6 protein-coding genes and 1 tRNA gene are annotated in these 8,013 nt (G+C 72.5%); 2 read left to right on the forward strand and 5 right to left on the reverse strand.

Annotated elements, in window-relative coordinates:
• Window positions 1–22 precede the first annotated feature (22 nt).
• The 3 genes from thrS to ACWGH4_RS25975 all read right to left on the reverse strand — a co-directional run bounded on the left by thrS (window position 23) and on the right by ACWGH4_RS25975 (window position 3,924).
• Window positions 23–1,996, reverse strand: coding sequence for a threonine--tRNA ligase (gene thrS / locus ACWGH4_RS25965; RefSeq protein ID WP_441265312.1), 1,974 nt, complete (start codon window positions 1,994–1,996; stop codon window positions 23–25).
• Between the two features lie 93 nt (window positions 1,997–2,089).
• Window positions 2,090–3,334, reverse strand: coding sequence for a hypothetical protein (locus ACWGH4_RS25970; RefSeq protein WP_453465234.1), 1,245 nt, complete (start codon window positions 3,332–3,334; stop codon window positions 2,090–2,092).
• The gene (locus ACWGH4_RS25975; RefSeq protein ID WP_441265314.1) at window positions 3,334–3,924 is read right to left on the reverse strand and encodes a DUF4365 domain-containing protein; all 591 of its coding nucleotides are present in this window, start codon (window positions 3,922–3,924) and stop codon (window positions 3,334–3,336) included. The genes ACWGH4_RS25970 and ACWGH4_RS25975 overlap by 1 nt, the downstream gene beginning before the upstream one ends.
• A 121-nt stretch (window positions 3,925–4,045) precedes the next feature.
• Here ACWGH4_RS25975 and ACWGH4_RS25980 point away from each other — a divergent pair, with 121 nt between their 5' ends.
• A complete protein-coding gene (locus ACWGH4_RS25980; RefSeq protein WP_453465236.1) occupies window positions 4,046–4,771 on the forward strand; it encodes an exonuclease domain-containing protein in 726 nt (241 codons plus the stop codon).
• Between the two features lie 50 nt (window positions 4,772–4,821).
• Here ACWGH4_RS25980 and ACWGH4_RS25985 read toward each other — a convergent pair.
• Both ACWGH4_RS25985 and ACWGH4_RS25990 read right to left on the reverse strand, forming a co-directional pair.
• Window positions 4,822–4,893, reverse strand: a tRNA-Val gene (locus ACWGH4_RS25985).
• 39 nt (window positions 4,894–4,932) lie between these two features.
• A complete protein-coding gene (locus ACWGH4_RS25990; RefSeq protein WP_453465240.1) occupies window positions 4,933–5,379 on the reverse strand; it encodes an SRPBCC family protein in 447 nt (148 codons plus the stop codon).
• 93 nt (window positions 5,380–5,472) lie between these two features.
• Here ACWGH4_RS25990 and ACWGH4_RS25995 point away from each other — a divergent pair, with 93 nt between their 5' ends.
• Window positions 5,473–7,971, forward strand: a complete 2,499-nt coding sequence (locus ACWGH4_RS25995; protein WP_453465238.1) for an SCO7613 C-terminal domain-containing membrane protein — start codon at window positions 5,473–5,475, stop codon at window positions 7,969–7,971.
• The last annotated feature ends 42 nt before the right edge of the window (window positions 7,972–8,013 follow it).

Consider the following 8,013-nt stretch of genomic DNA (forward strand, 5'->3'; position numbering starts at 1 on the left):
GGACCGCCCCTCGCCGGCGGGCTCAGACCTGGACGCGGCGCTCCACCACGTCGGCGATCTTCGCCAGGGCGTCCTCGCGCGGGATGCCGTTCTCCTGCGAGCCGTCGCGGTAGCGGAAGGAGACCGTGCCGGCGTTCATGTCGTCGTCACCGACGATGATCATGAACGGGACCTTCAGCTTCTGCTGGTTCCGGATCTTCTTCTGCATCCGGTCCGAGGAGGCGTCCACCTCGACCCGCAGACCCTTCTTCTTGGCGTCCGCCGCGAAGTCCTGCAGGTACTCGACGTGCGCGTCACCGATCGGGATGCCGACCGCCTGCACCGGGGCCAGCCACGGCGGCATCGCTCCCGCGTAGTGCTCCAGCAGCACGGCGAAGAACCGCTCGATCGAACCGAACAGCGCGCGGTGGATCATCACCGGACGCTGCTTGGTGCCGTCCGGGCCGGTGTACTCCAGGTCGAAGCGCTCCGGCAGGTTGAAGTCGAGCTGCACCGTCGACATCTGCCAGGTCCGGCCGATGGCGTCCTTCGCCTGGACGGAGATCTTCGGACCGTAGAACGCGGCGCCGCCCGGGTCCGGGACCAGCGGGAGGCCCTGCTTCTCGGCGACCTGCCGCAGCGTCTCCGTGGCCTCCTCCCAGATCTCGTCCGAGCCGACGAACTTCTCCGGGTCCTTGGTGGACAGCTCCAGGTAGAAGTCGGTCAGACCGTAGTCGCGCAGCAGGTTCAGCACGAAGGTGAGCGTCGAGTCGAGCTCGTCCGCCATCTGCTCCTTGGTGCAGTAGATGTGCGCGTCGTCCTGGGTGAAACCGCGGGCGCGGGTCAGGCCGTGCACGACACCCGACTTCTCGTAGCGGTAGACCGTTCCGAATTCGAAGAGCCGCAAGGGCAGCTCACGGTAGGAACGACCCCGCGCGTCGAAGATCAGGTTGTGCATCGGGCAGTTCATGGGCTTGAGGTAGTAGTCCACGCCCTCGTCGAGCTGCATGGGCGGGTACATGCCGTCGGCGTACCAGTCCAGGTGGCCCGAGGTCTCGAAGAGCTTCCCCTTCGTGGCGTGGGGGGTGTAGACGAACTCGTAGCCCTCCTCCTCGTGCCGCTTGCGGCTGTAGTCCTCCATGACCCGGCGGATGATGCCGCCCTTGGGGTGGAAGACCGCGAGGCCGGAACCGATCTGCTCCGGGATCGAGAAGAGGTCCAGCTCGCTGCCCAGCTTGCGGTGGTCGCGCTTCTCCGCCTCCGCGAGGAACTCGAGGTGCGCCTTGAGCTCTTCCTTCGACGGCCAGGCGGTGCCGTAGATGCGCTGGAGCATCGGGTTCTTCTCGCTGCCGCGCCAGTACGCGGCGGCGTTGCGCATCAGCTTGAACGCCGGGATGTTCCGGGTCGTGGGCAGGTGCGGACCGCGACAGAGGTCCTTCCAGCACAGCTCGCCGGTCTTGGCGTCCAGGTTGTCGTAGATGGTCAGCTCGCCCGCGCCGACCTCCACGTCCGCGCCGTCGTCCGAGGACGCCGAGCCCTTGAGGCCGATGAGCTCCAGTTTGTACGGCTCGTCGGCGAGCTCCTCACGCGCGGCCTCGTCGGTGACGACGCGGCGCGAGAAGCGCTGGCCGCGCTTCTGGATCTCCTGCATCTTCTTCTCGATGGCCTTGAGGTCATCGGGGTGGAAGGGCTTCTCGACGTCGAAGTCGTAGTAGAAGCCGTCCTTGACCGGCGGGCCGATGCCGAGCTTCGCCTCGGGGAAGAGCTCCTGCACGGCCTGGGCCATGACGTGCGCGGTGGAGTGACGCAGGATGTTGAGGCCGTCCTCCGAGGAGATCTCGACGGGCTCGACCTCCTCGCCGTCCTTCGGCTCGTACGCGAGGTCCTTCAGCTCCCCGCCCACGCGGGCGGCGACGACGGTGCGCTCGGGAAAGAGGTCGGCGGCCGTAGTGCCCGTCGTCACCACGCGCTCTTCCCGCTCGGAATCGCGTTGGATGATCACACGGACGTCTGACACCGGTCTCTCCTGACTGAAGGCGGGCGCGTACCCGATTCGTAGTGCGTACGCACTCGGAATCGTACCGAGCCGGAGGGACCGCTCGCGAAACGGTTATGGCGGCGGCCCCTCGCCCTCCTGCTCGCCCGCCTCGTCGAAGAAGTCCGGATTCTCCTGGAGCGACTTCATCAGCCGGTCGCGCTCCGCCTCGTCGACCGGTACGGGTGCCACCCCGGACGCGTCGCTCAGCCGGCGGAAACCGCCCCGGCTCTCCAGCCGTCCCGCCACCCGGATCGGCAGTCCCACCAGGTGTGCCTGGCCGGCCGTGCGGTAGGCGTCCTCGTCGAGCGCCACACGCACGTGCGGCACGTCGGCGCCCGACAGCACCCGCAGCCGCACGGTTCCGGCGCCACGCGGTCCCGAGCGCCGCATCCGCACCACGGTGCCGGTGATCCGTACCGGCACGGAGGGCTCGTCCTGGAGGTAACGGGCACCGGCCTCGCGCAGGACGGGCAGGTCGCCCGGCGAGAACTCGACCGGTTCCATGCGGGCGGCGCAGCCCTGCGGAACCCCGGCGGCCGGGGACCATTCGACGGAGATGCGGGCCCCTTCGGAGCCGCGCACGAGCGTGATGACCGCTTCGGTGAGTTCGCGGCTCACCCCGGCCCTGACCGCCGCGTCGAACGCCTCGGTGCCGCCCGTCGCCCGCTGGTAGTCGATGGCCTCCCTGGTGGCCTGCACGGCATGGCAGAGCCGTACGGCCAGTGCCCGGCCGGAGTCGACGGGCACGAAGGCGGTCAGGGAGCGCCCGCCGGGCGCCGGTCCGACGAGGACGCCCTCGAGCAGTGCCTGCGCCTGCCTGCGGTGGCGCCCGCCGTAGTAACCGGCGCGTTCCCGTGCGGCGAGCGCGCCGGCGAGCAGCATCTGCCGGGCGGCGGAGCGGAGCTGTTCCTGGACGGTCCATGAGGCGGTGCCCGAGGGGCCGCCCGCAGGGGTGTCTCGCCACCAGCGGATCTCGTCGCTGGGGACGGTGAGCCCGACGAGGACGTCCTTGGCGGAGGGCGCGGCGCTGCGGACCAGCGCGGTGATGGCCTCACCGAGCAGGTCCTCGCAGTCGGGGAAGGCCTTGCTCTCCGGCACGAGCAGGCTGGTGCCGCCGGTGAGGTGTCCCGGCGGGGTCCAGCGGGTGTAGCGGCCCGCGGCGCCGCCGCGGCGGCGCCAGCCGTGCCGGTCCAGGAGCGCGCCGAGGACGACGGGATCGACCTCCGCCGGATCGGGTTCCGCCGCCCCGCGCCAAGGGCCGGAGGGCTCCGCGGCGCTCGGATGCGGACGCACATGGTCGTCGAAGGGCCGGTGCATCAGGGTCTCCCTCCCGCCCCGACGCGCGTCATGATCTCGCAGAGCGCCCGGTCGTCGAAGATCCGCGAGGTCGGGATGCGCACGGTGGTCCGGTGCCTGCCGGTCACCGCGTGGCCGGCCAGGTTGGTCCAGTAGCAGCAGTGCCTCAGGTCGAGCCGGTCGTGGCTGGCCCGCAGCCATTCGTCCTGGGTCCTCGGGACGAGCATCACGACCAGGATCTTGTGCACCGAGACGGGGCTGCGGGCCAGCTTCACCAGGTGGTCGTTGTCGAGGGTGAAGGAGAACGCGGGCCCCGGCGGGTGCGGTGGGATCTGGTAGGTGCACTTGAGCTGCACCTTGATGGTCACTTCGTCGTCGACCGTGTGCCCGGCCGAGCTGTGGCTGAGGTGCCAGTCGATTCCGTTGTCAGGGAACGGCTGGGAGAGCGAGCACCCCGCCGCGGCGGCGACGGCGTGCAGATAGCCCACCTGGAGCGTCTCCATGCAGGCGGTGGTGGCGAGTGCTCCGCGCAGCGGGGGCGTCCGCTGCGGCGGGGGCAGCCGCCCGCTTGCAGGTGACAGCCCTCCCGGCTCGGGCTGGGCGAGCGCCATGGCAATTTCCTTCCCCGTCACCTGTGTTGTCACCGGCCTGCGTACGGTGCAAACAGCCCGGGTATCACCGATTCGGGCAGGGGTTGTCGCCATCTGCCGGGTACGTGCGAGGAGTTCGCGGATGACGCACTGGTATGACGGCCCCCTGGCCGCATTTGACACAGAGACAACCGGAGTGGACGTCGAGGAGGACCGCATCGTGTCCGCGGCCGTCGTGGTCCAGGATTCGCCCGGCGGGCGGCCGAGGATCACGCGCTGGCTGGTGAATCCGGGGGTGCCCGTGCCGCCGGGCGCCATCGAGGTGCACGGGCTGACCGACGACCACCTTCAGCGCAACGGCCGTTGGCCCGCGCCGGTGATGGAGGAGATAGCCAGGTCGCTGGCCGAGCAGTGCGCCGCGGGCCGGCCACTGGTGGTGATGAACGCGCCGTTCGATCTGACGCTGCTGGACCGGGAGTTGAGGCGGCATCGGGCGTCGTCACTGAGCCGCTACCTGGACCGTTCACCGCTGTGCGTGCTGGATCCGCGGGTGCTGGACAAGCATCTGGACCGCTACCGCAAGGGCCGGCGGACGCTCACGGACCTGTGCGCGCAGTACGAGGTGGTGCTCGACGGGGCGCACGACGCGGCGGCCGACGCGCTGGCGGCGCTGGAGGTCGTACGGGCGGTGGGGCGGCGTTTCAACGCTCGTCTGGAGCGCCTGTCGCCGGCGGAACTGCACACGCTCCAGGCGGTGTGGCACGCGGCTCAGGCTCGCGGGCTCCAGGCGTGGTTCGCCCGCAGCGGTACACCGGAGACGGTCGATCCCGCGTGGCCGCTGCGGCCGAGACTGGCGGCCGCGGCCTGACGGTGGAACAAGTGAGACCGGTCCGTCGATGACGGACCGGCCTCTCCCGGTGGGCGATACTGGGTTCGAACCAGTGACCTCTTCGGTGTGAACGAAGCGCTCTCCCACTGAGCTAATCGCCCGGGAACGGACTGAACAATACAGGGCACCGCGGGCTCGGTTCAAACTCCTTCCAGGTAGGCCTCCAGACCACGCCTCCCGCCGCGCATCATGAACGCGTGATTGGCCCGGAACACCGGGCGGCACGGGACGGAGAGCCGTCTCATCAGGGGCCTGCGCACGACGACCTCCTGCTCGTACAACACGCGGGTTCCCCGGCCGCCGGCCCGCACGGTCCATCGCGACCAGCCGTCGAGGTCCCCCGCCATCCGCACCTCCAGCACACCGTCCACCGGATCGCTGCGCTGTGCGCTGCCCGTGACGCACAGGTCGTACGGAAGGAACGAGCGGAACCGCGCGGTGCCGACCCCTTCCTCGACCTCCGTCACCTCCCGCACCTGCGGCCACCACCGCGGGTAGTCCTCCACCCGTGACAGCGCCTGGTAGACGTCGCCGGGCGCGGCGGGCAGGTCCCAGACGCTGCGGAAGTTGTAGCGGCACCAGTCCATGGGGCCAGTCTGCGTCACCTGCCGGTGGGTACTCACCGGGAATTGAGTATCCGCACCCATGCCGCCGGCTGTGGCCGGGGCCACACTTCGGCCATGGAGAACGTGCCACCACCGGCCGAGGAACTGGCGACACTCGACCGTGAGCTGCGCCAACTGGAGGCGCGGCGCACGGAGTTGCTGGCCCGCAGGGCCTGGCTGCTGGCCGCGCTGCGGCCCGCCGCCCCCTTCGCCGCGCCTGCTGCCCCGCCGCCCGCCGGTTCCGGCGGGCCGTTCGCCGCGCCCGCCGCGGCCGAGACGTCGCCCCCCGGCGTGCAGAACCTGCTGCTGACGCTCGGCGGGCTGCTGCTGGCGATCGCCGCGATCGCGTTCACCCTCGTCAGCTGGGGCGAGATGGGCATCGGCGGCCGTTCCGCGGTGCTGGGCGCCGTGACGGTCGCCGCTCTCGGCACGCCGGTGGTCCTGCTCCGCAGGGGCCTGTTCGCCACGGCCGAGTCCGTGGCCGTGCTCGGGCTGGTGCTGACGGTCCTCGACGCGTACGCCCTGCACCGGGTGGGGCTGCCGGAGACCGACGGGCTCGGATACTCGGCCCTGGCGTCGGCGGCGCTCGCCACGCTGTGGTCGTCGTACGGCGTCGCCCTGCCCCGGCTGCGGACCCCGTTGCCGGCCGCCGTCGTGGCGGCGCAGCTCCCGCTGCCCCTCTGGGCGCTGACCGCGGACGCTGCCGCGCCGCCGATCGAATGGGCGCTGCTGCTGACCACCACGCTGGACGTCGCCGTCGTGCTGTGGGGCCGCCCTGCCGCCGTGAAGGTGGTCGCCTGGACGGCTGCGGCGACGACGGGCGGCGGGGCGCTGCTGACCGGTGTGCTCAGGTCGCTGACGGCGGACGACGCCGCGGCTGCCGCCGGTCCGGCGGTGCTGCTGACCGTGGCGGGGGCCGTCGCCCTGTTCGCCGCGTGGCGCACCTCCGCCGCCTGGGTCTCCGCCGTGGCGGGCCTGGCCGTGGTGGCGGGCGTCGGCGGCGTGATCCGCGCCGTGGTCCCCGGCGGCTGGGCGGTGCTCGGCTACGTGCTGTGCGCGGTGGCTGTGCTGGGCGCCGTACGGACCCCGCTGCCGCGGCGGCTGCTCGGCGGCCTCGCCGGTGCGGCGGCGGCCGTGCACGCGGCGGCGCTCCTCGCGGTGCTTCCACTGACGGCGCTGGCGCTGGCGGGCCCGGCGACGACGCTGACGGACATCTGGTCCGGCGGGTCCGGCCTGCCGGACCTGGACGCCACGACGACGACCTTGCTCCCGGCCCCGCTGACGCTCCTGACCGTCGCGGCGGTCCTGGCCGCCGTGGCCCGCTACCGGGACGACGCCCCCGACCGGCCCCGGGACGAGGCCGGGCAGGCCACTCCCGTCCCTCCCGCTGCCGGGCCCGGCACACCGCCCGGGGCGCCGTGGTCCCCCGCGGCGGTCCGGCGCGCTCACGGCGACCGGCTACGGGCGACCGCCCGGTGCGGCGCGGTAGCGGTGGCCTGGGCCGCCGCGGTCACGGTGCCGGTCGTGTTCGGCTTCGGCCACTCCGCGGCCGTCGCCTGGCAGCTAGTCCTCACCCTCGCGGTCCTCGCCCTCGCCACCGCCGTGCGGCTCCCGGACGTCTCGATCACCGCGCTGGTGTGCGGGCTCGGCGGTTCGGTGAGCGTGGCGCTGCTGTCGCTCGCGACGCGTCCTGCGACCTTCGTAGTCCTATGCGTGCTCGTCGGGGCCCTCGCCCTCGCGGCCTTGCGGACGAAGGGCCCGGTACAGGCACTGCTTGCCTGCACGGCGACGTTCTACGCGGCCGTCCTCGCCGGAGCGGGCGCCGCGGCGTTCGACCTCCCGGCGCACCGGACCGCGCTGGTGCTGCTGTCCGTGCCGGTGCTCACCGCGGTGCTCGGCGCCGTGCTGCGCCGTCACACCGCCGCCCTGCCGGTGGAGATCACCGGCGCCGCTGCCGGCCTGGTCGCGCTGCCGCTCGCGGCGGGCGACGCGCCGACGCTGGCGCTGGCCCTCGCGCTGTGCGGTGTCGTCGCCGCCGGTACGGCCGTGCGGGAGGAGCGACGCCCGGTGGCCGGCCACCTGGCCGCGGTGTGCTTCGTGGCGGCCACCTGGATCCGGCTCGCTGCCTGGGACGTGACGTCCCCGGAGGCGTACACCCTGCCCGTCACCGCCGCGGCGCTGGCGCTCGGGGTACTGCGCCGCCGCAAGGACCCGCAGGCCTCGTCGTGGACGGCGTACGGTCCGGGCCTGGCCGCGACCCTGGTCCCGAGCCTCGTCGCCGCCTGGGGCGACGAGCACTGGCTGCGCCCGCTGCTGCTGGGGCTCGCGGCCCTGGCGGTGACCCTGGCCGGCGCCCGGCTGAGGCTCCAGGCACTGCTCGTCCTCGGCGGCGCGGTGCTGGCCCTGGACGCGCTGCACGAGCTCGCCCCGTACGTGGCGCAGGTCGTCGGAGCGCTGCCCCGCTGGCTGCCGCCCGCGCTCGTGGGCCTGCTGCTGCTCGGCGTGGGCGCGACGTACGAGCAGCGGCTCCCGGACGCCCGCCGGCTGCGGGAGAGCCTGAGCCGCATGCGGTGAGGCAGGGGGAACGACGGATGCCCCGGAGACCGTCAAGTCTCC

It is taken from the genome of Streptomyces sp. NPDC054847 (assembly GCF_053610925.1).

Coding starts and splice junctions, on each gene's coding strand:
- ACWGH4_RS25975 (WP_441265314.1), bottom strand. CDS start 3,924: ATGGCGCTCGCCCAGCCCGAGCCGGGAGGGCTGTCACCTGCAAGCGGG.
- ACWGH4_RS25990 (WP_453465240.1), bottom strand. CDS start 5,379: ATGGACTGGTGCCGCTACAACTTCCGCAGCGTCTGGGACCTGCCCGCC.
- ACWGH4_RS25970 (WP_453465234.1), bottom strand. CDS start 3,334: ATGCACCGGCCCTTCGACGACCATGTGCGTCCGCATCCGAGCGCCGCG.
- ACWGH4_RS25980 (WP_453465236.1), top strand. CDS start 4,046: ATGACGCACTGGTATGACGGCCCCCTGGCCGCATTTGACACAGAGACA.
- ACWGH4_RS25995 (WP_453465238.1), top strand. CDS start 5,473: ATGGAGAACGTGCCACCACCGGCCGAGGAACTGGCGACACTCGACCGT.